General features: G+C 65.0%; 21 protein-coding genes. 11 read left to right on the forward strand and 10 right to left on the reverse strand.

Annotated elements, in window-relative coordinates:
- Positions 1 to 47 precede the first annotated feature (47 nt).
- Positions 48 to 1,340 carry an MFS transporter gene (locus AWB82_RS24560; protein WP_086971865.1) on the forward strand — a complete coding sequence of 431 codons (1,293 nt, stop codon included), beginning with the start codon at positions 48 to 50 and terminating at the stop codon, positions 1,338 to 1,340.
- Positions 1,341 to 1,346: 6 nt separating this feature from the next.
- Here AWB82_RS24560 and AWB82_RS24565 read toward each other — a convergent pair whose 3' ends face one another.
- Positions 1,347 to 2,057 carry a GntR family transcriptional regulator gene (locus tag AWB82_RS24565; RefSeq protein WP_086971867.1) on the reverse strand — a complete coding sequence of 237 codons (711 nt, stop codon included), beginning with the start codon at positions 2,055 to 2,057 and terminating at the stop codon, positions 1,347 to 1,349.
- A gap of 171 nt (positions 2,058 to 2,228) precedes the next feature.
- Between AWB82_RS24565 and AWB82_RS24570 the strand changes: the two genes are divergently transcribed.
- Both AWB82_RS24570 and AWB82_RS24575 read left to right on the forward strand, forming a co-directional pair.
- Positions 2,229 to 3,137 carry a TauD/TfdA dioxygenase family protein gene (locus AWB82_RS24570; RefSeq protein WP_235023426.1) on the forward strand — a complete coding sequence of 303 codons (909 nt, stop codon included), beginning with the start codon at positions 2,229 to 2,231 and terminating at the stop codon, positions 3,135 to 3,137.
- A 26-nt stretch (positions 3,138 to 3,163) separates the two neighbouring features.
- A complete protein-coding gene (locus AWB82_RS24575) occupies positions 3,164 to 4,591 on the forward strand; it encodes an aldehyde dehydrogenase family protein (protein WP_086971871.1) in 1,428 nt (475 codons plus the stop codon).
- A 72-nt stretch (positions 4,592 to 4,663) separates the two neighbouring features.
- Here the strand turns inward: AWB82_RS24575 and AWB82_RS24580 are convergent, their stop codons facing one another.
- Both AWB82_RS24580 and AWB82_RS24585 read right to left on the reverse strand, forming a co-directional pair.
- Positions 4,664 to 5,053 carry a BON domain-containing protein gene (locus tag AWB82_RS24580; protein ID WP_235023427.1) on the reverse strand — a complete coding sequence of 130 codons (390 nt, stop codon included), beginning with the start codon at positions 5,051 to 5,053 and terminating at the stop codon, positions 4,664 to 4,666.
- A gap of 106 nt (positions 5,054 to 5,159) precedes the next feature.
- Positions 5,160 to 6,272, reverse strand: a complete 1,113-nt coding sequence (locus AWB82_RS24585) for a porin (protein ID WP_086971873.1) — start codon at positions 6,270 to 6,272, stop codon at positions 5,160 to 5,162.
- 347 nt (positions 6,273 to 6,619) lie between these two features.
- Here AWB82_RS24585 and AWB82_RS24590 point away from each other — a divergent pair, with 347 nt between their 5' ends.
- On the forward strand, positions 6,620 to 9,436 hold the full coding sequence (locus tag AWB82_RS24590) for a LuxR C-terminal-related transcriptional regulator (protein ID WP_086971875.1): 2,817 nt from the start codon (positions 6,620 to 6,622) through the stop codon (positions 9,434 to 9,436).
- A gap of 17 nt (positions 9,437 to 9,453) precedes the next feature.
- On the opposite strand, the gene AWB82_RS24595 is transcribed toward AWB82_RS24590, so the two are convergent.
- The 6 genes from AWB82_RS24595 to AWB82_RS24620 are packed head-to-tail and all read right to left on the reverse strand — an operon-like array spanning position 9,454 to position 15,108.
- Complete coding sequence (locus tag AWB82_RS24595) at positions 9,454 to 10,593, reverse strand: acyl-CoA dehydrogenase family protein (RefSeq protein ID WP_086971877.1); 1,140 nt, start codon at positions 10,591 to 10,593, stop codon at positions 9,454 to 9,456.
- A gap of 8 nt (positions 10,594 to 10,601) precedes the next feature.
- The gene (locus AWB82_RS24600) at positions 10,602 to 11,795 is read right to left on the reverse strand and encodes an acyl-CoA dehydrogenase family protein (protein ID WP_086971879.1); all 1,194 of its coding nucleotides are present in this window, start codon (positions 11,793 to 11,795) and stop codon (positions 10,602 to 10,604) included.
- A 59-nt stretch (positions 11,796 to 11,854) separates the two neighbouring features.
- Positions 11,855 to 12,643 (reverse strand): citryl-CoA lyase, encoded by a 789-nt coding sequence (locus tag AWB82_RS24605; RefSeq protein WP_086971881.1) that lies wholly within the window; start codon positions 12,641 to 12,643, stop codon positions 11,855 to 11,857.
- Positions 12,644 to 12,652: 9 nt separating this feature from the next.
- Positions 12,653 to 13,156, reverse strand: coding sequence for a MaoC/PaaZ C-terminal domain-containing protein (locus tag AWB82_RS24610; RefSeq protein WP_086971883.1), 504 nt, complete (start codon positions 13,154 to 13,156; stop codon positions 12,653 to 12,655).
- Between the two features lie 8 nt (positions 13,157 to 13,164).
- The gene (locus tag AWB82_RS24615) at positions 13,165 to 14,313 is read right to left on the reverse strand and encodes an acyl-CoA dehydrogenase family protein (RefSeq protein WP_086971885.1); all 1,149 of its coding nucleotides are present in this window, start codon (positions 14,311 to 14,313) and stop codon (positions 13,165 to 13,167) included.
- A 42-nt stretch (positions 14,314 to 14,355) separates the two neighbouring features.
- Positions 14,356 to 15,108, reverse strand: a complete 753-nt coding sequence (locus AWB82_RS24620) for an SDR family NAD(P)-dependent oxidoreductase (RefSeq protein ID WP_086971886.1) — start codon at positions 15,106 to 15,108, stop codon at positions 14,356 to 14,358.
- A gap of 256 nt (positions 15,109 to 15,364) precedes the next feature.
- Between AWB82_RS24620 and AWB82_RS24625 the strand changes: the two genes are divergently transcribed.
- The 7 genes from AWB82_RS24625 (at position 15,365) to AWB82_RS24655 (ending at position 22,671) form a co-directional block, all read left to right on the forward strand.
- Positions 15,365 to 17,248: a feruloyl-CoA synthase gene (locus AWB82_RS24625; protein WP_086971888.1), complete on the forward strand. Its 1,884-nt coding sequence runs from the start codon at positions 15,365 to 15,367 to the stop codon at positions 17,246 to 17,248.
- Positions 17,249 to 17,267: 19 nt separating this feature from the next.
- Positions 17,268 to 18,407, forward strand: a complete 1,140-nt coding sequence (locus tag AWB82_RS24630) for an acyl-CoA dehydrogenase family protein (protein ID WP_086971889.1) — start codon at positions 17,268 to 17,270, stop codon at positions 18,405 to 18,407.
- A 35-nt stretch (positions 18,408 to 18,442) separates the two neighbouring features.
- Positions 18,443 to 19,630, forward strand: coding sequence for a lipid-transfer protein (locus tag AWB82_RS24635; protein ID WP_086971891.1), 1,188 nt, complete (start codon positions 18,443 to 18,445; stop codon positions 19,628 to 19,630).
- Complete coding sequence (locus tag AWB82_RS24640; RefSeq protein WP_086971893.1) at positions 19,630 to 20,067, forward strand: MaoC family dehydratase N-terminal domain-containing protein; 438 nt, start codon at positions 19,630 to 19,632, stop codon at positions 20,065 to 20,067. The genes AWB82_RS24635 and AWB82_RS24640 overlap by 1 nt, the downstream gene beginning before the upstream one ends.
- 13 nt (positions 20,068 to 20,080) lie before the next feature.
- Positions 20,081 to 20,497: a MaoC family dehydratase gene (locus AWB82_RS24645; RefSeq protein WP_086971895.1), complete on the forward strand. Its 417-nt coding sequence runs from the start codon at positions 20,081 to 20,083 to the stop codon at positions 20,495 to 20,497.
- 22 nt (positions 20,498 to 20,519) lie between these two features.
- Positions 20,520 to 21,341 (forward strand): SDR family NAD(P)-dependent oxidoreductase, encoded by an 822-nt coding sequence (locus AWB82_RS24650; protein WP_086971939.1) that lies wholly within the window; start codon positions 20,520 to 20,522, stop codon positions 21,339 to 21,341.
- Positions 21,342 to 21,687: 346 nt separating this feature from the next.
- On the forward strand, positions 21,688 to 22,671 hold the full coding sequence (locus AWB82_RS24655) for a glycosyltransferase family 2 protein (protein ID WP_086971897.1): 984 nt from the start codon (positions 21,688 to 21,690) through the stop codon (positions 22,669 to 22,671).
- Positions 22,672 to 22,716: 45 nt separating this feature from the next.
- Here the strand turns inward: AWB82_RS24655 and AWB82_RS24660 are convergent, their stop codons facing one another.
- On the reverse strand, positions 22,717 to 23,877 hold the full coding sequence (locus AWB82_RS24660) for a CaiB/BaiF CoA transferase family protein (protein WP_086971899.1): 1,161 nt from the start codon (positions 23,875 to 23,877) through the stop codon (positions 22,717 to 22,719).
- Positions 23,878 to 23,996: the final 119 nt, after the last annotated feature.

Raw genomic sequence — 23,996 nt, forward strand, 5'->3', positions numbered from 1 at the left:
CACCCCGCGGCCCAGATGGGCGCCGCATTTTTGAGCCGACCCGAACCATGAATTCACTCGACGGTTACAGGCCACGCGCGGCGTGGACGATGACCCTGATGCTGACGGCGCTTGCCCTCATCAATTTCCTCGACAAGATCGTGCTCGGCATGGTCGCCGTGCCGCTCATGCGCGACCTGAACCTGTCGCCAGCGCAATTCGGCGTCGTCGCGGGGAGCTTCTTCTGGCTGTTCGCCGTATCGACCGTGCTGGTCGGCTTCCTCGCGAACCGCATCCAGACCCGCTGGCTGCTGCTCGCGATGGGCGTCATGTGGGCCTTGCTGCAGATTCCGCAGGCGCTCTTCAGCAGCATGACCGCGTTCATTCTGAGCCGCGTGGTGCTCGGCGCGGCGGAAGGCCCGTTCTATCCGGTGTCCGTCCACGCGCTCTACAAATGGTTTCCCGACGAAAAGCGCAACATGCCGGTCGCCTTGCTGAATCAGGGCGCGATGGTCGGCCTGCTGCTCGCCGGTCTGCTCATCCCGGTCATCACGCATCATTGGGGCTGGCGCACGAACTTCGTCTTGCTCGGCGTCGTCGGCGCGTTGTGGAGCGTCTTGTGGCTGTGTCTCGGGCGCGAGGGCAATCTCGCCCGACGTCCGCGCGGGCACGCGAGCGCCGACGCGCCGCCTCAGAACGTGCCGTATCGCAGGCTGTTGAGCAATTCGACCGTGCTCAGCGTATTCATGCTCGGCTTCGCCGGTTACTGGATGCTCGGCGCCAACATGACCTGGCTGATGAGTTATCTCGAAAAAGCGCTCGGCTTTTCCGGCATCACATCCGGACGCTGTTTCGCGCTGGTGATCGCCACCGCCGCGCCGTTCAGTCTCGGGCTCAGCTGGCTGTCGCAGCGCATGCTCACGCGCGGGGCGTCGTCGCGCAGCGCGCGCGTGCGGTTGCTGTGCATCGCGTTCGCCGTTTCGGCATGTCTTTATCTCGCGCTGATGCTTCCGGGGCTCGGGCCCGTGCAGAAGGTCGCCGTGTTCGCCGTGGCCGGCGCGCTGCCGGCCGTGTGTTTCGCGCTCGCGCCGGCGGTGCTGTCGGAAGTCGTGCCGGATGGGCAGCGCGGCGCGCTCATCGGCATCCATACGGCGCTTGCCAGCACGGGCGCCGCGATTGCGCCGATGCTGATCGGCCGGATCGTGCAGGCGTACGGCAGCACCAGCGCACATGCCTACGAACTGGGCTTCGCGACGAGCGCGGTCATGTTGATGGTCGCGGCGCTCGTCGCGTTGCGCTGGCTGCATCCCGACCGCACGCCGCGCGCTTCGAGCGAGCCGGTTGCGCCGAGCGCGGCCTGAGCGCGGCTAGCGCGATACCTTCGCCTTGTACGCGAAACGGTCGCCGCGAAACAGCAGTTCGGCGCAGCACAGCGCGTTGCCCTGAATATCGAAGGGCGTACACCGGACGCGCAATAGCGGCGTGCCCGGTTCCACCTTCAGCCGCCGCGCGTGCTCCTTCGTGGCGGCGATCGCGGCGCTTTCGGTTTCGAGATGCTTCAGCCGATAACCGAGGCGCTCTTCCAGAATGCTCATGGCGTCGTTCGTTTCGAGATCTTCGGCAACGAGCGCGTCCATGAGCGGTTTCTCGCCCATCACCATGAACACCGCCACCGGCGCCGCGTTCCACAGACGCAGCGTGGTCGCGCACACGAGCGTGGCGCCTTCGTCCAGGCCGAGCGCCTGCACCGCGAAGGGCGGCGCCGGGATAGGCCGCACCGACAGCAACTCACCGTTCGCCGTCTGGCCACGCTTGCGCGCCGCCTCGTAGAAACCTGTCAGTTGTCCGAGATCCGAGCGCTCCGACGGACGCGTGACGAAACTTCCCTTGCCGTTGATCTTCTCGATCAGGCCGCTCGAATGCAGCCCGGCGAGCGCCTGCCGAATCGTGATGCGGCTCGCGCCGTATTGCTCGACGAGCTCGGCTTCCGACGGCAGCTTGACGCCCGGCGCGAGATCGTTGGCGATGATCTGCTGCCGCAACGCTTCTTCGATCTGCTTGAAACGAGTCTGTGTCATGGCGTCTCTTTCTCTTTTTCGGTCGATCACAACGGTGATGGCGATTGTAGCTGTCATGACAGGCTACGGGTTTTGCCCGGTATACCTGTTATGACAGGTGGTGCGACCATGCTCGCGAGCGTCGCGGCCTGTGAGCCTTTTTCGGCGACGCCGCATCAACGGGAGATCGACATGCAGCAAGCCATTTCGGCGATGGAAGAACGCACGCGCGCCCACTCGCCGAACGAAAACTGGCCGTTCACCGTCACGCAGGCCACGCCCGCGATCGGCGCTTACGTGAGCGACATCGACCTGCGCGAGCCGCTCGACGAACCGGCGTATCTCGCGCTGCGCCGCGCGCTGATCCGCTACAAGGTGCTGTTCTTTCGCGATCAGGACATCACGCCCGCGCAGCATGTCGCGTTCGCGCGGCGTTTCGGCAAGCTGGAAGTGCATCCGGTTCTCACGCACGACCCCGATCATCCCGAGCTCGTCGTCTTCGACAAATCCGACAAGAAACGCGGTCGCGAAAACATCTTTCACAGCGATGTTTCCTGGCGCGAAGTGCCTTCGATGGGCTCGATCCTGCGCTGCGTCGAATGTCCGCCGACCGGCGGCGACACGATCTGGGTGAACATGGCGGGCGCTTACGAGAACCTGCCCGAGGATGTGAAGGCGCGTCTCGAAGGCCTGCGCGCCGTGCACGACCTGATGCCGCTCTTCGGCGCGGCGCTCTCGCCCGAACAGCGCGTCGCGGTGCGCGCGCAGAACCCCGCCGTCACGCATCCGGTTGTGCGCACGCATCCCGAATCCGGCGAGAAGCTGCTCTTCGTCAACGAGGCATTCACGACGCACTTCGCCAACTACGCGGAGATCGCCGGTTATCGCATTGGCTTCGATCTCAAGCTGGGCGAAATGGACCTGCTTCAGTATTTGTTCCGCCAGGCTGCCGCGCCGGAATATCAGGTGCGCCTGAAATGGGAAGCCGACACGATCGCGTTCTGGGACAACCGCGCCACGCAGCACTACGCCGTGCAGGACTACTACCCCGCCGTGCGCCGCATGATGCGCGCGACGGTCATCGGTGACCGCCCGGTCTGAGCGCGTCATCACGCAATGGAGGAATCGTGAAAGAGTTGAGCCAGTTCTATATCGGCGGACGCTGGGTCGAGCCGGAAGCCGGCGCGCGCTTCGCCGACATCGTGAATCCCGCGACGGAAGAGGTCGTCGGCCGCGTGGCGATGGGCACGAGCGCCGATGTCGATGCCGCCGTCGCTGCGGCGCGTGCCGCTTTTCCCGCGTGGTCGAGCACGAGCGTCCCGGCGCGCGCGGCGCTGCTCAGTCGCGTGATGGCGCTCTACAAGGAGCGCATCGGCGCGCTTGCCGACGCGATCACCACGGAAATGGGCGCGCCCGCGTGGCTCGCGCGCGAGAAGCAGGCACCCGCCGGGCTCGGCCAGTTTCACGGCACGCTGACCGCGCTGCAGGACTTCCCGTTCGTCACCACACGCGGCGGCACGCAGATCGTGCGCGAGGCCGTAGGCGTCGTGGCGCTGATCACGCCGTGGAACTGGCCGCTCAATCAGATCGCGGCGAAAGTCGCGCCCGCGCTCGCGGCAGGCTGCACCATCGTGCTGAAGCCATCCGAGATCACGCCGCTCGACGCCGAACTCTTCGCGCAGATCCTGCATGACGCGGGCGTGCCGGCCGGCGTGTTCAACATGATCCACGGCGACGGCGCCGAGCTTGGCGGCGCGCTCGCGCGTCATCGCGACGTCGACATGGTGTCCATCACCGGATCGACGCGCGCGGGCGTCGATGTCGCGATGAAAGCCGCGCCGACGGTCAAGCGCGTCACGCAGGAGCTGGGCGGCAAGTCGCCGAACCTGATCCTCGACGACGCCGATCTGAAAAGCGCCGTATCGAACGGCGTCGTTTTCTGCATGCTCAACTCCGGTCAGACGTGCATCGCGCCGACGCGCATGCTGGTGCCGAAGCATCTGCACGAGCAGGCCGTCGCGATTGCGGCGGCGACCGCGAACGCGTTGACGGTCGGCGATCCGATGAGCCCCGAGACCAAACTCGGCCCGATCTCGAATCGGCGTCAGTACGAGCGCGTGCAGCAGATGATCCAGCGCGGCATCGACGAAGGCGCGACGCTCGCGGCCGGCGGCCCCGGCCGTCCCGATGGGCTCACGCGCGGCTTCTACGCGCGCCCGACCGTATTCGCGAACGTGCGCAACGACATGAGCATCGCGCGCGAGGAGATTTTCGGGCCGGTCGTCGTGATGATTCCGTACTCGACCGAGGACGAAGCCATCGACATCGCCAACGATACCGATTACGGGCTCGCCGCCTACGTGTCGTCGTCGGACCCGGCGCGCGCGCGTCGCGTGGCGGATCATCTGCGCGCGGGCGCGGTCATGCTGAACGGCGCGACACTCGACCTGAACGCGCCTTTCGGCGGCTACAAGACCTCGGGCAACGGCCGCGAGTTCGGCGAGCACGGTTTGTCCGAGTTCCTGGAAACGAAGTCGATCGCCGGATGTGCGTAATGTAAACGCCCCGGCAAAAGCCCCGCGCCGGCGCAAGCCGACGCGGGGCGATGAAGCGACACTGAAGCGATATCAGAACGTCGAGAGCGTGAGCATATTGCGCACCGACTTCACACCTTGCACGTTTTGCGCCACGCGCGTCGCCTGGTCGATCTGCGCCTGCTCGGGCACCCATCCTTCCAGCAGCACGTCGCCATTGGTCGCGCGCACCGTGATGCCGCTCGCGCGCATGTTCTTTTCCTTGCCGAGCGCGGTGAGAATGCGCCGGCGCAGCGCGCGATCGGCCGCCCGCGTCGCCTTGCCGCCATTCGTCGCCGACGCCGACGCCGATGCCGATGCCGAGGCGAATCGCGGCACAGACGCGCTCAGCGGCGCCGATGCGGCGCTCTGCGCGTGAACATAAAACGATGCGCTTGCGGCGACGACGCCGATCATCAGTTGTGCGGTTCGAATGATTTTCATAGTGTGGTTTGCTGCCATGGTCGTTGTAACGATGCTCGATGCGATGAAAACTGAACGGCACGCCCCGCCGCGCCCGCAAGCCCGGACGAGGCGCGCCCGATGTGAATCAGAAACGATGCGACATGCCAACACCGACGAGCGTCTGATTGTCGCCCGCGGTGGTCGTATAGCCCGGCCAGCTCGTCGTCGCAAGGCCGTTGTTCTTCATGAAGCCCGCGCGCGCATAAATGGTCGTGCGCTTCGAGAGGCTGTGATCCGCGCCGACCTGCACGCCCCAGGTGTTGTCGTGCACGCCGCGCACGACGCGCTGGAAGCCGGCGATTTCAATGGCGTCGGCGGGCGTCGCCTGGATCGTCGCGCCGATTTCCGCGACGCTGAACGGATGGGCCGCGCCCAGCCGCGCCGCGACGGAACCCGTGCTCGGGTCCTCCGGCTTGTGGTACGTGTAGTTGGCCTGCAGATTCACGATGCCGATACGGTAGGCAAGCGCCGCCGTGTAATGCTCGACGGACACCGTATTCACCGTGGCGGGCAGCCCCGGAATGGTCTTCGAGCCCGGATGCTGGAACTGATACGACACGCCCGCGTACAGCCCGTAACCGGAGTACGTGGCCGCGACATCCAGCATGTTGCCGGTGGTCTGCGGATACGGCTGCGTGACAGTCGCCGCGAGCGCGTACATGCCCCAAAGCTGGAATCCGCTGACATTGGGCGACTTGTAGACGATCGCGTTGCTCGAACGGCCGCCGCCCGTTTGCGTGGCGATCGTGTAGCGATCGATCGTATTCGACGACGCCGCGAGCGGCGAGAGTATCTCGTTCGCGCGAAACGGATCGGTCGGATACAGCGACCAGAACGTCGGCTGATACTGCCTGCCGAGCGTCAGCGAACCGTACTTGTCATGCGACAGCCCCACCCACGCCTGACGGTAGAACATCGCGCTGGAGTCCGCGAAGGCCGCGCCGTTGTTGATGTTGTAGCCGTTCTCCAGCGTGAACACCGCCTTCAGGCCGCCGCCGAGGTCTTCGCTGCCCTTGAGACCGAACATCGACCCGCTGTTGCCGCCGCTTCGCATCGACCAGGACTGCTTGCCGCCATTGTCGAGCCACTGATAGAACGCGTCGGCAACGCCGTAGAGCGTGACGCTCGACTGCGCCGCCGCGCTGCTTGCCACGACCGCAAGCGCCACACCGGCCACGCTCCTCCTCACGAAACACATAGCTGTCTCCTCGTTATGGGTATTGGGTCTGCCCGACGCGTTCGTCAGATGCACGCCACGCGCGCCGACGCCCTTCCGATCTCGTCCGATTCAGTGTTGCAGGGCTGCGACGCGCCACCACTACCCGAATCGAGTGGGCGCGGGAATACCCCCGGTTCGTTCGGCGAGCGAAATACCATCCGCGACAGAGCCGCACAAGTGCCTGGCTCCGATATTGCGCACGCGCGACTAGGCGTGTTCCCTAGCGGGCAGGGCGCGTCGTGAACGCTAGAATCTGGCATCGGACTGATCTGGGCCGCGAGCGGACAGTCGGAGTCTTGTCCCACCCTGAAGAACGCAGGTGTTTGATGACTGAAACGATCCTCCTTCGCAATCCGAATCATCTCGACCACCCGACGGCGCGATCATCCGCGCTCGCGCCGGCCGAGCCAGCCTGCGCCTCTCCGCGCGCGTCGACGCGCATCGTGGGCCGCGAGCGGCTCGTCGCGCAACTCGTCGAGGCGCGGCGCAAGCGCTGCATCGTCATGCAAGGCCCGGCGGGCTATGGCAAGACGACCGCGCTCATCGCGTGGCGCGAGGCGCTCTATCCGCTCGCGTTTCAGGTCGCGTGGCTCACGCTCTCCGATGAAATCGACGACCTCGCGCGCTTTCTCGACGCGCTCGCCGCAAGCCTCGCGCAAGTCGATCCGTCGATTGCGGGCGACGCCGCGCTGCTTGGCGGGCGCGGCATGGACGACGAAGCGATCGAGCGCACGATCATCGCGCTGGTGCGCGGCATCGCGGGCCGTCAGGGCGATCTCGTGCTCGTGCTCGACGATCTGCATCGCCTGACGGATCGGCGCTGCCATCAATCGCTGCAATGGCTCCTCGATTACGCGCCGCCGAATCTGCACGTCGCCATTGCGTCGCGCGGCGCGATTCCGCTGTCCGTCGGCCGCATTCGCGACGAAGGCCTGCTTCTGGAACTCGACATGCGCGATCTGCGTTTTTCGCTGACGGAATCGCGCGCGTTCCTCAAGTCGCAGCTTCGCGATATCGGCCCGCGCGAGGCGCGCCGGATGCACGAGATGACCGACGGCTGGATCGCCGGCCTGCAGTTGATGGTGGTCGGCGCGAAGCGAGGCGATGTCGCGCCGAAACAACTCGCGCTCGATGAAAGCTTCGCGGACGCGCCGCTTCTCGACATCCACACGTTCGCGGAATATTTCGGCCGCGAAGTGCTGTCGCGCCTCGCCGCGAGCGAATGCGAACTGCTCATGCGCATGGCCGTGTGCGAGCGGCTCTGCGCGCCGTTGTGCGTCGCGCTGATCGGCGCCGCGCATCATCCCGACAGCGTGCTCAAATTGCTCGCGCGTCTGGAGAACGACAATCTCTTCCTCGCGCCCGCCGGCCACGATGCGCGCAATGTGTGGCATCGCCTGAATCCGCTCTTTCGCGAGACCTTGCTCGAACGCTTTCGCGCGCGCAGCGAGGCGCAACAGCGGCAGGTGCATCACGCGGCGTGGCAGTGGTTTCGCGAGCACGATTACGCCGACGAAGCCGTGCGTCACGCCGTGCTCGCCGGCGAACCCGCCGCGGCGGCCGACCTCGTCGCGCAGATCGCCCGCGGCCTGCAGGCGCGCGGCGAGTTGCGCAAGATCGTCGCGCTCATGCGTCTGTTGCCGCAAGCCGAGATTCAGGCGCGCGTCGACCTGCGGCTCTGGATGATCCATCTTCATCTCTATAACCGCGAGTTCGACGCATGCGCGAGCCAGATCGAGCAGTTGCGCGCCGATCTCGCGCCCGACGACGCGCTGTCGCACTATCGCCTGACGCTGCTGCAAGGCGCGCTCGCGGTTCAGCGCGACGATCTCGACGCCGCCTGCGCGCTGCTGCCGCAACTGCGCACGCTGCCCGCCGGCACGCAAGCCTTCACCATCGGTGCGCGCAACAACCTGCTGACGTGGGCGCATACGCTGCGCGGCGAATACGATGAAGCGCGTCGCGCGCAGACGGACCGCGCGCCCGTGCTCGCGGACGGCACGCCGCTCATGGGCACGTCGGCGGGCGTGCTGAGCGGGCGCGCGCTCGTGGGATTCGGTCATCTGCTGGAAGGCGATCTGCTGCGCACCGAGCGCGTGTGCCGCGACGTGCTCCACGAGGCCGAAAGGCGCGGCAGCGCAGCGGCCGAGGCGTCCGCGCTCGCCGCCGCGCTGCTGGGCGAGGTGCTGTACGAATCGGGCGATGCGGATCAGGCGTGCAAGCTGCTCGAAGAACGTCTCGACGTCATCGAACGCGTGTCGTTTCCGGATGCGGTGACGAGCGTGCTCACGGTGTTGTCGTCGTCGCACTGGCTGGCCGGTCATCGTCTCGATGCGATCGCCTGCCTCGATCGGCTGGAGGACTACGCCGCGAAGCATGATCTGCGGCGCGCGCTGGCGCATGGCGTGGCGCTGCGCGTCCGGCGCGATCTGCAAGGCGGCCAGTTCGACGCCGCGCACGCGGGCATCGCACGGCTCGACGAACTGACGGCGCGCGCCGGTTCCCAGGCGCATGCGGCCGATTTCCACTTCGTGGCGCAGCAGGCGCACGTCGACTGGCGCTTCGCGCACGAAGATTACGACGCGGCGGCGCATGCGCTTACGCCGCTCATCGAACTATGCCGGGCGCGCGGCTGGCAGCGGCGAACCGTGTTTCTGGAGGTGCGCAAGGCGGTCGCGGCGCACGTTCGCGGCGACGCGGACACGGCTCGCAAGCTCATGCTGGACGCGGTGCGTCATGGACACCGTCTGGGTCTCGTGCGCACGCTGCTCGACGCGCATCCGGCCGCGCTGGATCTGATCGATGTCGTCGGGCGCGGGGAGCCGCAGAACGCGGTGTTGCAGTTCTACGCGGATCGTCTGCGCAACGCGCACGCACGCGCGAGCGCGAAGCCGCCCGCCGCGCCGGGAACGAGCGCGCGTTCCGGCGAGACGAAATCGCCGGAGATTCTGAGCGTGCGGGAATCGAAAGTTCTGAGCCTGCTGGCACAAGCGCTGCCCAACAAGAAGATCGCCCGGACGATGGGCATCTCGCCCGAGACGGTGAAATGGCATTTGAAGAACATCTACAGCAAGCTCGGCGTGTCGAGCCGCGACGAAGCCGTCGCGCGCTCGCGGGATCTCGCCCTGAGCGACGGAGCGTGATCCCGGGCGCGCGCCCCTTACGCCGCGAGCGCGTGCGTGCCCGGCTCGATCGGCAGGTTCGCCAGCACGTCGGCGTGAAATTCCGCATCGCCGAGACGTAGCGATGCCACCATCAGCGACTTGAAGTAATCGCCGACCGCCAACTCCGCCGTGACGCCCATGCCGCCGTGCAACTGCACGGCCTGCTCGCCGACGAAGCGCGCCGCGCGGCTCACGATCAGCTTCGCCGACGAGATCATGCGACGCCGCTCGACGGCGCCCGGATGATCGATGGCCGACGCCGCCAGATGCGCCATCGACAACGCCAGTTCCTTCTGGACGGCCATGTCCGCGACGCGATGGCGCAACGCCTGAAAGCGCGCGAGCGGCTGGCCGAATTGCTTGCGCGTGCTCAGGTACTCGGCCGTCATCTCGATCAGTCGATCCAGCGCGCCTGCACTGGCCGCGCACAGCGCCGCGATCCCGAGTTCGAGGGCGGTTTCAAGCATCGCTTCGCCGCGTGCGGCCTCGCCGATCAGCGCGCTCGTCGGCACGCGCACCGCGTTCAGCGTGACTTGCGCGTCGCGCGTGCCGTCGAGCGTCGGATAAGCGCGAACCGACACGCCCGCGGCGGACGACGGCACGACGAACAGCGACACCGCCTGCGCCGACGGATTCCACGCCGAGACGATGAGCGATTGCGCCGCCTCGCCATGCCATACGTGAACTTTCTCGCCTTCGAGCAGAAAGCCGTCGTCACGCGCTTCGGCGACCGTCGACGGACGCGCGAAATCGTAGCGGGCGGACGGTTCCTGATACGCGAGCGTCATGATCTCGCGGCCCTCCGCTATCGGCGGCAACCACGCGTGCCGTTGCGCTTCGCTGCCGTATCGCTGAATCAGGCCCGCCGCCATGACCGCGCACGGAATGAGCGGCTCTGGAAGCAGCGCGCGGCCCGCTTCGAACTGAACGGCGAACGTGTCGGTGGCCTGGCCATCGAAGCCGCCGTGTTCGGACCCGATAACGAGCCCCAGCACGCCGAGCTCCGCGTACATGCGCCACGCATCGCGGCTGAAACCGTTCGCCTTGCGCCGCGCCTCCAGCGGATAACGCTCTTCCGTGAAGCGCCGCAGGCTGTCCGCGAGCTGGCGCTGTTCTTCGCTGTATGAAAAGTCCATATCCGACCTCATCCCTCGATGATCGCTTTCGCGATGATTTCCTTCTGCACTTCGTTCGTGCCGCCGTAGATGGTGGGCTTGCGCATCTCCAGATAGAAGCTGCCGATGCTCGCGCCGTGACCGGGGTCGGGCGTCCAACCGTCGAAGCCGTCCACGAGCCAGTCGGGCGAGAACGGCAGCGCATTCGGCCCGGCGATGTCGAGTTGCAGCGCCGACAACGACTGTTGCAGTTCCGAACCGCGAATCTTGAGAATCGACGATTCCACGCCCGCGCCGCGCTGGCTCGCCTGCGATGCGACGCGCATCAGCAACATTTCGAGCGCCAGCACCTCGGCCTCGACGCGCGCGATCTTCTCGCGCACGCGCACGTCGTCCGCGAGCGGCTTGCCGTGCCTGTGCTCGCGCCGCGCCAGCGCCTTCACGTAATTCAGTTCGCGTCTGCAAATGCCGATGCCCGCAATGCCCGTGCGCTCGTGGCCGAGCAGATATTTCGCGTACGTCCAGCCGCAGTTCTCCTCGCCGACGAGGTTCGCGACAGGCACCTTTACTTCGTCGAGAAAGACCTCGTTGACATCGGTGTGACCTTCGAGCGTGCGGATCGGGCGCACGGTGATGCCCGGGCTTTTCATATCGATCAGCAGAAGCGAGATACCGCTTTGCGGCTTCGCTTTGGGATCGGTGCGCACGAGACAGAACATCCAGTCGGCGTGCTGCGCATAGGTGGTCCAGGTCTTCTGGCCATTGACGATGTAATGGTCTGCGTCGCGCACCGCCCGCGTCTTGAGCGAGGCGAGATCGGAACCCGCGCCCGGCTCCGAATAGCCTTGACACCACCAGTCCTCGGCCGTCGGAATGCGCGGCAGGAAGCGCGCCTGTTGCGCCTTGCTCGCGAACTTCATCAGCACCGGGCCGATCATGTTGAGACCGAACGGAAGCTGACGCGGCGCGCCCGCGATGCCGCATTCGATATCGAACAGAAGCCGCTGCAACGGGCTCCAGCCCGTGCCGCCGAACTCGACCGGCCAGCCGGGCGCGCCCCATCCGTGCTGATACAGAATGCGCTGCCAGCGCACGAAATCGTCGGCGTCGAGATGACGATGTTCGAGCACTTTCTTTCGCAGATCGGCGGGCAGATTCTCCGCGAGAAAGCGGCGTACTTCGTCGCGGAACGCGAGATCCGCGCTTGAATAGCTGAGGTTCATTGCACTTCCTTCTGGAGGCGCTCCTTCGCGGAGCGCCTGAGTTGGCGTCGGCTCGCGGATCAGCGCGCGCGTGAGCGGGCCGGAACTTCGTTGCGCTCGTCCTGCGTCAGCACGAGGTCCCAGATTTGCTGGGCGACCGGGTTCTGGCGCTCTTCTACCAGATGCGCGATGAGTCCCGCCGCGCGCCCGACGAGCATGAAGCCGCGCGCGAGCAGCGGATCGAGCGACATCTCGGCGACCATCGCGCCGATCGCGCCCACCGCGTTGAGCGGCAGATTCTTGCCGTGCTCGTCGCGCAGCACGCGCTCGATCGCGAACATGAGCCGCCAGTGCTTGCCGAAGTAGCCGTTGTCGCGCGACGCCTGCGCAAGCGTCGCGACGCGCGGATCGCCGTGAATGTGGATCGGATGCCCGACGCCGTAGATCGGCCGCTTCGCTGCCTTCGCGCGCCGGACGGTCTCGCGCGCGCACGCGACGAGTTCGTCCTCGCCCGCGTCGTCGCGCAGCTCGCGCGCGGCCTCGATGAGCATCTCGGCCGCGTTCTGCGTCGTGCCGAGAAACACGCTGCCCGCGCCGAGGAGCCCCGCGGCGACCGCCGCCTGCATCGCCTCGGGCGCGCCGAGGTAGGTGAGGCGCGCGCTTATCGCCGATGGCGTCAGGCCGTGATCGCACGCCGTCACGAGAATGAGGTTGACCATGCGCTTCTCGCGCTCGTCGGGCACGCGGTTCAGGATCGTCAACATCATCGTTTCGACGAAGTCGAGTTTGCCCAGAATGTCCTTCGACAAATCCTTGCCGCGCACGGTGATCTTGTCGATCGTCGTGTAGCCGATTTCAGTGCTGACCATGCTGTCTCCTTATGAATTCGCTTGCGTCCGGCGGCTGACCATCATGCGCACTTCGCACTCGCAGACGATCTCGCCGCGCTGATTCACCGCCACGCGTTTGAAATCGACGATGCCGCGCGCCGGGTTCGAGGTCTCGCGCCTGTCGCTGATCTCGATGCGCGCCTTGATGGTGTCGCCGATCAGCGTCGGCTTCGGGAACCGGATGCGCGTCTCCAGCATGCCGATCAGCGACGGTTCGAGCAGTTGATTGATCACCGTGCGCGTGTTCAGCCCCGACACGATCGACGCGACGAGCATGCCGTGCGCGATGCGCGCGCCCCACGGCGTGCTCGCGGCGTATTCGGCATCGACGTGTACGCGGTTGTAATCGGCGGAAAGCGCGGCGAAGTTCACCACGTCCGCTTCGGTCACGGTGCGGCTCGCCGTCTCGAACGAAAAGCCCGGCTCCAGGTCTTCCCAGTAGTAGCGCGCGGCGTGAAGCTCGCGCGGCGCGATTGTGTTTGCTGTGCTCATGGCGCGCCTCACACGATGGCCGACATGCCGAGCACTTCGCGCCCGACGATCAGCGTCTGCACTTCGGCCGTGCCTTCGGGAATGGTGCCGCCGCTCGTGTCGCGGAAAATGCGTTCGAGCGGATACTCCGTCGAATAGCCGATGCCGCCATGCACGCCGATCGCGATCTTCGCGACCTCATGCGCCGCTTCGGCGGCATACAGCTTCGCGATAGAGCATTCGATGCGCGCGGGCAAGCCCTTCTGCAACGCAACGGCCGCCTTGTAGCCGAGCGAGCGCGCGGCTTCGGTGCGCACCATCATGTCGACGATATGCTTCTGCACGAGCTGAAACTGGCCGATCGGCTTGCCGAACTGCTTGCGCGTCTTCGCGTATTCGACGGACAGATCGAGCGCCGCCTGCGCCGCGCCGACCGCGCCCATCGCTATATTCATGCGGCCGTAGTTCAGGCCGATCGCCATCACCTTGAGCGCACCGCCTTCCGCGCCGAGCAGATTTTGCTTCGGAATGCGAATGTTATCGAGGAATAGCTCGGACGTGCCGGAAGCCTTGAGCACCATCTTGTCGACGAGACGCGCCTCGATGGGCGTCTCCGACTTGTCGATCAGAAAGAGCGAGTGGCCGCCGTCGCATGTCTTGCTATGCGTGCGCGCGAGCACGATGACGTAATCCGCCGCGACGCCGTTCGTGATCCACAACTTCGTGCCGCTGAGCGCGAAGTGATCGCCGCGATCCTCGGCGCGCGTCTCGATACCCGCAGGATTCGAGCCGTGATTAGGCTCGCTGAACGCGACACACACGCCCTTTTGCGACGCGAGCACGGGCGCGAGAAAACGCGCTTTCTGCGCGTCGTCGCCCTGATGCGAAACCAGACGGCAGAACACGTTCGTGATGTTGACGATGGTGCGCAACGAGCCCCAGAAGTAGCCGCATTCTTCGAGCATCATCGCCCAGGTCACGAAATCGAGACCCATGCCGCCGTCTTCTTCCGGCAGCAGACCGCCGATATAACCGAACTGGCTCAAGCCCGCGAGCAGATCGAGCGGAATGCGCCGCGCCTTCTCGCATTCGTCGATGCGCGCCACGACCTCGTTGCGCATATAACGGCGGATGCTGTCGCGCAGCGCGACCTGATCCGCGTCGAAATCAAAATCCATGTGCCACCTGCGTCTTCGAATGATGGGTGAATGAATGCGCGTTCATGACGAAAATCGCCCGCCCGTCACGTAGAGCGTGACGCCGGAGACATAGCGCGCGCGCTCCGACGCGATGAACGCAACCGCCGATGCGATGTCGTCGGGCACGCCGAGAAAGCCGACCGGCGTTTTCGCTATCGCCGCGTCGCGCAGCGCTTCGTAAGTGGGATTGGCGCGCATCAGCTCGGTCTCGACAAAGCCCGGCGCGACCGCGTTCACGGTGATGCCGAACTTCGCCTGTTCGAGCGCGAGCGCGCGCGTGAAACCGATCAGGCCGAGCTTGGCGGCGCTGTAATTGGTCTGCCCCGGATTGCCGAACACGGAGCGCGAAGAGACGTTCACGATGCGCCCCCACTTGCGCGCCATCATGCCGGGCAGCACCGCGCGGCTGCTATGGAACGCGCCTTTGAGGATCACATCGACGACCGAATCCCACTCGGGCTCGGTCATCTTCGTCAGATAGCGGTCCTTGTTGAAGCCCGCGTTGTTCACGAGTATGTCGATGCCGCCGAACGCTTCGTTCGCCGCGTTCGCAACGTGTTGCACTTCGTCCTCGCGGCATACGTCGCAGCGCACGGCGATCGCCTGCGCGCCGCTCTCGTGCAAACCGCGCACGACTTCATCGGCGGCCGCGGCGTCGATATCGGACACGACGATGCGCGCGCCTTCCGCCGCGAGCGTGCGCGCCACTTCCGCCCCAATGCCGCGCCCGCTGCCCGTGACGAGCGCGACCTTCCCGGCGATACCCAGATCCATGACGTCTCCCTTGATTCGATGTCTTGACCGATGCGCGTTTTCAGCAACTTCGCGTTGTGCCGCATCGTGGAATCAAGATACGCTGCGGCGCCACAGGCGCCGCCACCCACCTCGGGTGGTCGCCGCCTTGCGCGCAAGCCGTATGCTTCTGAAAACGCGGAGGCTTTCGACTCGGGCGCAACGGCCTGAACGGAAGTCCGGCATTCAGAGTGCTTCCAGAACGAAGGAAGCCAAACATGCTCAGGAGACAGGCGTAATGACTACGCTAGAAGCTAGCGACGCGACGAAGCCGCTGTATCGTCCCGTGCGTTTTCCTCAACGCCGCACGCTCGTCGAGCGCCGCGCGGACGGCACGCTGATTCTTCGCTGCGACCGCGCATTGCCGCAGATCGCGCAACGTTCCTTCGCCGATTTCGTTGCACTCTGGGCCGCCGAGCGCGGCGATACGCCCGCCTTCTGCGAACGCGCAGCAGACGGCGCGTGGCGCGCGCTGAGCTGGAGCGAACTGTGGCGGCAGGTCCGCGCGGTCGGCGCGGCGCTCCTCGAAATGGGCCTCGGCCCGCAACGTCCGCTCATGTTGCTGTCGGGAAATTCGATCGAGCAGGCCGTCGTGCTGCTCGCCGCCGAATACGCCGGTATCCCGAGCGCGCCCGTTTCGCCGACTTACGCGCTGCTCAGCAAGGACTTCGCACGGCTCAAGCAGATCTGCGAGCGCGTGCCGCCGGGCGCGCTGTTCGTGCAGGAAACCGGCCCGTTCGCGCGGGCGCTCGCGGCGCTGCCGCTGAACGACGTGCCCGTCATCGCGGTTAAAGAGGCGCAGGCCGGACACGTCGCGTGGGACACGCTCGCCGCGCTCGCGCCGTCGGACGTGCAGCTCCAGGCGCTCGACCGCGCACATGCGGCCATTCGCGACGACGACACCGCGCGCGTGCTCTTCACCTCCGGTTCGACCGGCGCGCCGAAAGCGGTGCGGCTCACGTACCGCAATCTCGGCGCGGTCGCGGCCTACTATTCGGACAATCTCGCGTGGCTGCGCGAATCGCAGCCCGTGTTCCTTGACTGGCTGCCGTGGCATCACGGTCTGGGCGGCGTGCTGCATCTCGGGCGCACGATCCAGTTCGGCGCGACGCATTACATCGACGATGGCCGGCCGCTGCCCGGCATGATCGAGCGTACCCTGCGCAATCTTCGCGAGGTCGCGCCGACCATCTATACGAGCGTGCCGTCCGCGTGGGCGGTCCTCTCGAACGAACTCGAACGCGATCCGCTGCTCGCGCAAAGTCTCTTCGGCAAAGCAAGTTTCTTCGGATATGGCGGCGCGAGCATGCCGGTCGAAGTATGGAACCGCATCCAAAGCGTCGCGGAGAAAACCCTCGGCGAGCGCATTACATTCTGCTCGGGACTAGCGGCCACGGAAACCTCGGGAATCGGCACCTACTGCGGCTGGGCGACCGACACGCCGGGCAACGTCGGCACGCCGTCGCTCGGCACCGAAGTCAAGCTGCTGCCGCTGCCCGGCGACGACGGACGCTATGAAATCCGCATGCGCGGCCCGAACGTGTTCGGCGGCTATATTGGCCAGCCGGATCTGACCGCCGCCGCGTTCGACGAAGAAGGCTTCTTCCGTTTCGGCGACGCCGTGCGCCTCGCCGATCCCGCCGATCCGTCGAAGGGCATGGAGTTCGCAGGCCGCACGGTCGAGGACTTCAAGCTCGCGAACGGAAGCTGGGTCCGCACCGGCGCATCGCGGCTCGCGCTCGTCGACCGCTGCGCGCCGCTGCTCTCGGACGCCGTGATCTGCGGTCACGACCGCGACTATCTCGCGGCGCTCGCCTGGCCGAACGTCGCGGCATGCCAGCGCCTCGCGCCCGAACTCGCATCGCTCGATGCGAAGGCGCTCGTCGCGCATCCGCTCGTGATCGGCGCGTTGCGTGAGCGGCTCGCGCAGCAAAAGCCCGCCGGCGCGACGCTCGTCATCGAGCGGCTGATGCTGATGGCCGAACCGCCGTCGCTCGACGCCAACGAGATCGCCGATAAAGGCTATGTCAATCAGGCGACGACGCGCGCGCGGCGGGCGCATCTGATCGAAGAGTTATACGAAAACGAGCCGCCTGCGCACATCGTCCGCGCGCGTCGATAACAAACACGAGGAGCTTGCAATGCACATCAATCGCACCGTCTTTCGAGACGATCATGAAATGCTTCGTACTACTGCGCGCCGATTTTTCGAGCGCGAATGCGTTCCGTGCCAGGCGGAATGGGACAAGGCCGGGCGTGTCGATCGCGAAACGTGGCTCAAGGCCGGCAAGCACGGTTTGCTATGCACGTCGATTCCGTCGGAATACGGCGGCGGCGGCGGCGACTTCGGGCACGTCGCCGTGCTCGCGGAGGAACTGGCGCGCGCGGGCGTGAGCGGACCGGGCTTCGGCGTGCATTCGGACATCGTCGCACCGTATATCGCGCGCATCGGCAATGAGGAGCAGAAGCAGAAGTGGCTCCCCGCGATCTGCGCCGGCGAGCAGATTCTCGCGATCGCGATGAGCGAGCCCGGCGTCGGCAGCGATCTGAAAGCGGTGCGCACCACCGCGCGGCGCGAAGGCGACGAGTACGTCATCAACGGCAGCAAGACGTTCATCACGAACGGGCTGAACTCCGATCTGATCGTGGTCGTCTGCACGACCGATGCGTCCGCGGGCGCCAAGGGCGTGAGCCTGATCGTCGTCGAGACGACACGCGAAGGCTTCCGGCGCGGGCGCAAGCTCGACAAGATCGGCCTGCACGCACAGGACACGGCCGAGCTCTTCTTCGACGACGTGCGCGTGCCGGTCGCGAACCGGCTCGGCGAGGAAGGCAAGGGCTTCGCTTATCTGATGGCGGAACTGCCGCAGGAGCGGCTTTCGATCGCCGTGAGCGCGGCCGCGCGTCTCGAAACCTGCCTCGAACACACGCTCGGTTACGTGAAAGACCGCCGCGCGTTCGGACAGACCGTGTGGGACTTTCAGAACACGAAGTTCAAGCTCGCCGACATCAAGGCGCAGGCGATCGCGGTGCGCCTGATGACCGATCACTACATCGCCGAACACATGCGCCGCCGGCTGACGCTCGAAGAGTCCGCGGTCGCGAAGCTCTACTCGACCGAAGCGCTCGGCAAGGCGCTCGACGAGATGGTGCAGTTGCACGGCGGCTACGGCTACATGCTGGAGTATCCGGTTGCGCGCGCATTCGTCGATGCCCGCGTCTCGCGCATCTACGGCGGCACCAGTGAAGTCATGCGAGACCTCATCTCGCGCAAGCTGTGAATCCATCGAATCCTCAATCACTGAAGGAGAAGCACATGAGTCGCAAGGCGTTTGTCGCGGGTGTCGGCATGATTCCGTTCAAGAAGCCGGGTACGAGCGAAACGTACGACGTGATGGGCGAAATCGCCATCCGCGATGCGCTCGCGGATGCCGGCCTCGACTACAAGGCGATCCAGCAAGCCTACGCAGGCTACGTGTACGGCGATTCGACGTGCGGACAAAAAGCGCTCTATCGCGTCGGCATGACGGGCATTCCCGTTATCAACGTCAACAACAACTGCGCGACGGGTTCGTCCGCGCTCTGGCTTGCGCGTCAGGCCGTGGAAAGCGGCGCGGTGGATTGCGCGCTCGCTGTCGGCTTCGAATTCATGCAGCCGGGCGCGCTCACGTCCAACTGGAAGGATCGCGCGCCCGCGCTCGAACGCGCGCATGCGCTGACGAACGATCTCGTCGGACATCCCGAGATTCCGACGGCGATCCGCCAGTTCGCGGGCGCGGGCAAATCGCACATGAGCAAGTACGGCACGAAGCTCGAAACCTTCGCCCGCATTCGCGCGAAGGCGAGCGAGCACGCGGCGCGCAATCCGCTCGCGGTGTTTCGCAACGTCGTGAGCACCGAAGACGTGATGAACGCGCCGATGTTGTGGGAAGGCGTCATCACGCGCCTGATGGCGTGCCCGCCGACATGCGGCGGCGCGGCGGCGATCGTCGTGTCCGAGGCGTTCGCGCGCAAGCACGGCCTGCGCACCGACGTGCTGATCGCCGGCCAGTCGCTCGCCACCGATCTGCCGAGCACGTATGAAGCGCGCGACATGATCCGCGTTGTCGGCTTCGACATCACGCGCAATGCGGCGCAGCAGGCTTATGAGCAGGCGGGCGTCGGTCCGGAAGACATCGACGTGATCGAACTGCACGACTGCTTCGCGCAAAACGAGCTTCTGACCTACGAAGGGCTCGGCCTGTGCAAGGAAGGCGAAGGCGAGCGCCTCGTCATGGATGGCGACAACACCTACGGCGGCAAGTGGGTGACGAACCCGTCGGGCGGGCTGCTTTCGAAGGGGCATCCGCTGGGCGCGACGGGTCTCGCGCAATGCTACGAGCTGACGCATCAGTTGCGCGGCACGGCGGGCGATCGTCAGGTCAAGGACGCGAAAATCGCGCTGCAGCACAACCTCGGACTGGGCGGTGCGGGCGTCGTCACCATCTACAAAAAGGCTGTGTGATGGCGATCGGCACACAACATATCGGCATGACGCTGCCGGTCTACTCCGCGACGGCCGACGCGTGGCGTCTGCGCTTTTTCGCGAAGTCGATCGGCGAAACGAATCCGATTTACTTCGACGAAGCCGCGGCCCACGACGCCGGCCATCCGGCGCTGCCGTTGCCGCCCACGTTTCTCTTCTCGCTCGAATTCGAACAGCCGTCGACGGCATGGCGCGATGCGATCGGCCTCGTCTCGTCGCGCATTCTCCACGGCGAGCAGTCGTTCACGTATCACCGCATGGCCTACGCGGGCGATGTGCTGCGCTTCGAGAGCCGCATCGCCGATATTTACGACAAGAAGAACGGCGCGCTCTGGTTCATCGTGCGCGAGACGCGCGTCACGAACCAGCGCGGCGAGCACGTGGCCGATTTGCGCGGCGTCGTGGTTCAGCGATAAACGGGAAATGCGAATGAGCACCATCGATTTCGATTCGATCCAGATCGGCGACACCTTGCCGCCGCTCACCTTGGCCCCGGTCGATCGCAAGACGCTCGCGCTGTTCGCGGGTGCATCGGGCGATCACAACGCCATTCATATCGACACGGACTACGCGCGTCGTGCCGGCGTACCGGACGTGTTCGCGCACGGCATGTTGTCGATGGCCTGGCTCGGCCGGCTGCTGACGTCGTGGGTCGAGCAACGCCAATTGCGCGCGTTCGGCGTGCGCTTCGTCGGCATTACGCAACTCGGGCACGTCGTCACGTGTACGGGAAAAGTCACCGAAAAATTCGAAGCCGACGGCGAGCGCCGCGTGCGGCTCGAAGTCCAGGCGGTCAATCAATATGGCGAACCGCGCGTACTCGGCGACGCGGTCATCGCGCTCTGACTTCATTCATCAGGAAGACATCATGGGAAAGCTCGAAGGCAAAGTGGCATTGGTAACTGGCTCGGGACGCGGCATCGGTCAGGCGATCGCGATGAAGCTCGCGAGCGAAGGCGCGCGCCTCGTCATCAACGATCTCGACGCCGAACCCGCGCAGGAGACCGTGGAACTGCTTCGCAAGCAAGGTACGGAAGCCGTCGCGTGTGTCGGCAATGTGTCCGCGCCGGATTTCGCGGACCGGTTCATCGGCACGGCGATGAATTCGTTCAAGAGCATCGACATCATCGTCAATAACGCGGGCTTCACGTGGGACGACGTCGTGCAGAAAATGAGCGACGAGCAGTGGTACGCCGTGCTCGACTGCCATCTCACCGCGCCGTTTCGCATCCTGCGCGCCGCGTATCCGCACATCAAGGCGCTGCATGCGGCCGACAAGGAAGCCGGACGCGAGAACTACCGGAAGATCGTCAATATCTCGTCGACATCTGCATTGAATGGCAACGCCGGGCAGATGAACTATTCGTCGGCCAAGGCGGGCGTGATCGGCATGACGCGCGCGCTGGCTCGCGAGTGGGGCCGCTTCAACGTCAACGTCAACGCCGTGGCTTTCGGACTCATTCACACGCGCATGACCGTGAGCACGGAACAGGCGCAAACCGTGAAGATCGACGGACGCGACATTCGCGTGGGCCTCAACGCCGACATGCTGAAAAACCATGCGCTGCGCAACCCGCTCGGACGCGGCGGCACGCCGGAAGAAGCGGCCGGGGGCGTGTATCTCTTCTGCTCGCCGGAGTCCAACTACATCACTGGACAGACGGTGGCGGTGGCGGGAAACTTGCAGTAGAGCTATTGAATTTATCGAGGTGGCGATGGGATTTGGCACGTTCGGCTCTTGGCTGAACGTGCTTTTTTTGCTTTTTATGGCCGTTCAACGCGTGGATCGCCGAGTCCTGAAATGACCGTTTTGCGCATGAAGCCGGTCATTGTTTCAACATATCGCTGGATTGGAGGAGAACTTAAGTATTAAGTTCTTGTTAAAGCGCTTATCCACAGCAAAAACTACTGAATAACCCTTGCACCATGCTGGCAATAGTCAATGACCCTGATGCGTGGATGCCATGCACCAAGTAGAATCCTAAGGCCACCCATCGTTGTACTCAAAAACAATCCCGAAGCTGGGATTCAAATACATGCAAGCACCGCCAAAAATCAGTGTCCTGCTGCCCGTGTACAAAGTCGAGCCGTACATTCAAGAATGCCTCGACTCGCTGTTGTCACAAACCTCCACCGACTTTGAAATTATCGCCGTCGACGACAGCAGTCCTGATCGATCCGGTGAAATGACTTCCCGCATTCTGGAAAAACAAACCAGGATACCGTGGAAGCTTATTAAGAATCTGGAGAACAAAGGACTCGCCGAAACTCGCAAGATAGCCGCAATGGCGGCGCGCGGTGAATATGTTCTGTGCGTGGACAGCGACGATCACATTCACCACGACACCATTCGCCGCGTGATCGAGGAAGCCGAAGCGCACAATGCGGACGTCGTGGTCTTCGCCGCCGAAAACATCGCGCCGGATGGCACGGTCAATTACCGCGTCGAGACGGGAGACGCCGTTATCAGCGGCGTGCAGGCGGTCGAGAAAATCCTCGATCTGTCGTTGCAGGCCTATTGCTTCAACAAGCTCGTGCGCCGTTCGATTTTCCTCTCGGTCGAACATCCGACCGGGCTGATTTACGAAGATATCTGCGTCTCGGTCCAGACGCTCGGCCGTTCGAAGATCGTGCGCCTCATGCCCGACACCTTGTACGCGTATATGTATCGGGAATCCGGAATCTCGACGCGCTTCAATCCGAAGATCGTGGATCTTTTCGCCATCGTCGATCGCGTGGAGAAACTCACGGCGTCGATGCCGATACCGAATTACCGGCGTCTGCTCTTCAGATTGAAGTACATCTATGCTTACCGCACGATCGCGTTTCAGGCGGCGATCAAGGCGCCGACCTACGGGCTCGCTAAACCGATTTTGTGCAGTGTGTCAGAAAAGCTTCGCCTCGCGCATCTGCTCGGCATGTATTCGGATCATCGGCCGAAGTTGTCGCTCGTGATGGCGATGCTCAAGATTCATCCGTGGATTTTCTATTGTTTCGTCCGGCGCTTCGGACGAAGGTAGCTTTAATAATGCGGCCACGACCGGCGCGGCCGCATTATCTACCTTTCAATCTTCCGCGTTAAATCCCAGTCCGCTCGCGCCAAGCCGCGTCAGTTCCGCTCCGCTCAAACCCCAATCCCGCAAGGCATTGCGCCCGCCTTCGCCGCGCTGCGGCGCGGGACGCGAGATTGCCGAGGGCGTCGCGGAAAAGCGCGGCGCGGGCGCGGGCTGCACGACGCCATCGAACTCGACAAAACTCCCGCGCGCCCGATGATGCGCATGCTCCGGCGCCTCCGAAAACCCGAGCACCGGCGCCACGCACGCATCGCTGCCGTCGAACGCGCGGCACCATTCATCGCGCGTGCGTTCGGCAAACGCCGCCGCGAACCGCGCCTTCAGCACCGGCCATCCGGCGCGATCGTGCTGCGCGGGCAAATTTGCGTTGGCGAGTCCGAGCTTCTGCAGCAATTCCGCGTAGAAGCGCGCCTCCACCGCACCGACGGACATGTAATGCCCGTCGCGCGTGCGATAGCTGTCGTACCACGGCGTGCCGCCATCGAGCAGATTGCTCTCGCGCGTCTCGCGCCAGTTGCCCGACGCGATCAAACCCCAGAAGATCGTGCCGAGTTGCGCCACGCCTTCGATCATCGCGGCATCGACCACCTGGCCCGCGCCGCCGCGCTGCACGTTGAAAAGCGCCGCCACCACGCCGAGCGCGAGCAGCATGCCGCCACCGCCATAATCGCCGACGAGGTTGAGCGGCGGCACCGGCGCCTCGCCCGCGCGACCGATTCCCGACAGCACGCCCGACAACGCGATGTAGTTCAGATCGTGCCCCGCGCGTGGCGCGAGCGGACCGGTCTGCCCCCAGCCCGTCATGCGCCCGTACACGAGCTTCGGATTGCGCGCGAGCGCCGCGTCCGGACCGATGCCGAGACGCTCCATCGTGCCCGGACGAAATCCTTCGATGACGACATCCGCCTTCGACATCAGCTCCAGCGCGGCATCGGCCGAATCGCGCTCTTTCAGATCGAGCGTGACCGAGCGCCGCCCGCGCCCCGTCAGATTCTTGTGCTTGCCGCCGATCTTCGGACCGAGGTCGCCGGGCGCGACGGGCCGATCGACGCGCAGCACGTCCGCGCCCATGTCGGCGAGCAACATGCCACCGAACGGCGCGGGACCGATCGCCTCGAACTCCAGAACGCGAACTCCGCTCAATACGCCCATGATTGCCGTCTCCGGTTTAAGAAAGTTATCCGATCCCGCCAGTAAGCCAGAAGCGCGCACGCGCTACCCCACTCGCTTCGGGTGGATCGATTCGGGCCGATCCGTTATCCTGCGCTGAC

Source organism: Caballeronia glebae (genome assembly GCF_001545035.1).
GTDB classification, from domain to species: domain Bacteria; phylum Pseudomonadota; class Gammaproteobacteria; order Burkholderiales; family Burkholderiaceae; genus Caballeronia; species Caballeronia glebae.

What these genes read in the sequence shown, in the direction of transcription:
- AWB82_RS24560 (WP_086971865.1), top strand. Translation starts at nt 48, where the DNA reads ATGAATTCACTCGACGGTTACAGGCCACGCGCGGCGTGGACGATGACC.
- AWB82_RS24565 (WP_086971867.1), bottom strand. Translation starts at nt 2,057, where the DNA reads ATGACACAGACTCGTTTCAAGCAGATCGAAGAAGCGTTGCGGCAGCAG.
- AWB82_RS24570 (WP_235023426.1), top strand. Translation starts at nt 2,229, where the DNA reads ATGCAGCAAGCCATTTCGGCGATGGAAGAACGCACGCGCGCCCACTCG.
- AWB82_RS24580 (WP_235023427.1), bottom strand. Translation starts at nt 5,053, where the DNA reads ATGAAAATCATTCGAACCGCACAACTGATGATCGGCGTCGTCGCCGCA.
- AWB82_RS24585 (WP_086971873.1), bottom strand. Translation starts at nt 6,272, where the DNA reads ATGTGTTTCGTGAGGAGGAGCGTGGCCGGTGTGGCGCTTGCGGTCGTG.
- AWB82_RS24590 (WP_086971875.1), top strand. Translation starts at nt 6,620, where the DNA reads ATGACTGAAACGATCCTCCTTCGCAATCCGAATCATCTCGACCACCCG.
- AWB82_RS24595 (WP_086971877.1), bottom strand. Translation starts at nt 10,593, where the DNA reads ATGGACTTTTCATACAGCGAAGAACAGCGCCAGCTCGCGGACAGCCTG.
- AWB82_RS24600 (WP_086971879.1), bottom strand. Translation starts at nt 11,795, where the DNA reads ATGAACCTCAGCTATTCAAGCGCGGATCTCGCGTTCCGCGACGAAGTA.
- AWB82_RS24605 (WP_086971881.1), bottom strand. Translation starts at nt 12,643, where the DNA reads ATGGTCAGCACTGAAATCGGCTACACGACGATCGACAAGATCACCGTG.
- AWB82_RS24610 (WP_086971883.1), bottom strand. Translation starts at nt 13,156, where the DNA reads ATGAGCACAGCAAACACAATCGCGCCGCGCGAGCTTCACGCCGCGCGC.
- AWB82_RS24615 (WP_086971885.1), bottom strand. Translation starts at nt 14,313, where the DNA reads ATGGATTTTGATTTCGACGCGGATCAGGTCGCGCTGCGCGACAGCATC.
- AWB82_RS24620 (WP_086971886.1), bottom strand. Translation starts at nt 15,108, where the DNA reads ATGGATCTGGGTATCGCCGGGAAGGTCGCGCTCGTCACGGGCAGCGGG.
- AWB82_RS24625 (WP_086971888.1), top strand. Translation starts at nt 15,365, where the DNA reads ATGACTACGCTAGAAGCTAGCGACGCGACGAAGCCGCTGTATCGTCCC.
- AWB82_RS24630 (WP_086971889.1), top strand. Translation starts at nt 17,268, where the DNA reads ATGCACATCAATCGCACCGTCTTTCGAGACGATCATGAAATGCTTCGT.
- AWB82_RS24635 (WP_086971891.1), top strand. Translation starts at nt 18,443, where the DNA reads ATGAGTCGCAAGGCGTTTGTCGCGGGTGTCGGCATGATTCCGTTCAAG.
- AWB82_RS24640 (WP_086971893.1), top strand. Translation starts at nt 19,630, where the DNA reads ATGGCGATCGGCACACAACATATCGGCATGACGCTGCCGGTCTACTCC.
- AWB82_RS24645 (WP_086971895.1), top strand. Translation starts at nt 20,081, where the DNA reads ATGAGCACCATCGATTTCGATTCGATCCAGATCGGCGACACCTTGCCG.
- AWB82_RS24650 (WP_086971939.1), top strand. Translation starts at nt 20,520, where the DNA reads ATGGGAAAGCTCGAAGGCAAAGTGGCATTGGTAACTGGCTCGGGACGC.
- AWB82_RS24655 (WP_086971897.1), top strand. Translation starts at nt 21,688, where the DNA reads ATGCAAGCACCGCCAAAAATCAGTGTCCTGCTGCCCGTGTACAAAGTC.
- AWB82_RS24660 (WP_086971899.1), bottom strand. Translation starts at nt 23,877, where the DNA reads ATGGGCGTATTGAGCGGAGTTCGCGTTCTGGAGTTCGAGGCGATCGGT.